This is a genomic window from Vibrio sp. 1874 (genome assembly GCF_033344395.1).
GTDB lineage: Bacteria > Pseudomonadota > Gammaproteobacteria > Enterobacterales > Vibrionaceae > Vibrio > Vibrio alginolyticus.
In genome coordinates this window covers 1-1,201 of sequence record NZ_JAWPOR010000120.1, presented here as the reverse complement: position 1 = coordinate 1,201, position 1,201 = coordinate 1, and the positions used below count along the sequence as shown (strand labels likewise).

Below are 1,201 nucleotides of genomic sequence, written 5' to 3'. Positions count from 1 at the left end.
GTAACGTATGAGCTACGATTTAGACGAAGATATCCTTCAGGACTTTCTAATTGAGGCCGGAGAAATCCTAGAGCTGCTTTCTGAGCAGCTGGTTGAGTTAGAAAACAATCCAGAAGACAAAGACTTACTTAATGCTATCTTCCGCGGTTTCCATACCGTGAAAGGTGGTGCCGGTTTCCTATCCTTAGCAGAACTGGTCGACACCTGCCACGGTGCAGAGAACGTGTTCGACGTGTTGCGAAATGGCCAACGTTCTGTAACGCCAAGTCTCATGGATACCATGCTGAAGGCGTTGGATACGGTAAATACCCAGTTCCAAGCTGTGCAAGATCGAGAAGCGTTAGAAGCTGCAGACCCTGCGTTGCTGGATGAACTGCACCGTCTATGTAAGCCTGAGTCTGAAGACGAAGTAGCTACAGTGGTTGAAGAACCTATCGTTACTCCAGAACCAGTTATCCCAGAACCTGCTAACGAAGTGCCAGCTGCCCCTGCAGCCGACATAACGGAGGCGGGTTCTATAGGTTCTGTCGACGAAATTACTCAAGACGAGTTTGAAAAGCTTCTTGATGAGCTGCACGGTAAAGGTGCTGCACCAGGCGCATCGACATCAGCTCCAGCAGCGGCTGCACCTGTTCAAGCAAGTGCGCCTGTTCTGGACAATGGCGATATCACCGATGACGAATTCGAACGTCTTCTCGATGAATTGCATGGTGTTGGTCAGAGCCCTTCAGCAGCAACAGCCGCTCCTGTAGAGACGCCTAAAGCACCAGAACCTGTTGCTCCTGCGGTTTCAGCTGCTTCAGGCGATAGCGACCTGATGACCGATGAAGAGTTTGAGAAGCTGCTTGACGAGCTACACGGTGCGGGCAAAGGCCCAACGCTTGAAGAGCTTGATATGGCAACTAAGCCTGCTTCCGCTCTAGCACCAGAAGCGCCAAAACCAGCACCTGTTGCGCAGCCTGCTCCGGTTTCAACGCCAGCCTCTGCTCCTAAGCCAGCAGCAAAACCTGTGGCGGTGAAAGAGGAGCCAAAAGCGTCTGCACCAGCGGTGAAAAAGCCACAAGCAGAAGCAACGGTACGTGTTGATACTTCAACGCTAGATACCATCATGAACATGGTGGGTGAGCTCGTATTGGTGCGTAACCGCTTATTAAGTCTTGGTTTGAACAGCGACAATGAAGAAATGTCGAAAGCTGTGGCA

General features: G+C 51.2%; 1 protein-coding gene. It reads left to right on the top strand.

What is annotated here, in order from left to right:
- Positions 1-7 precede the first annotated feature (7 nt).
- On the top strand, positions 8-1,201 hold a 1,194-nt coding region (locus R8N46_RS24980), incomplete at its 3' end, for an Hpt domain-containing protein (protein ID WP_318189745.1).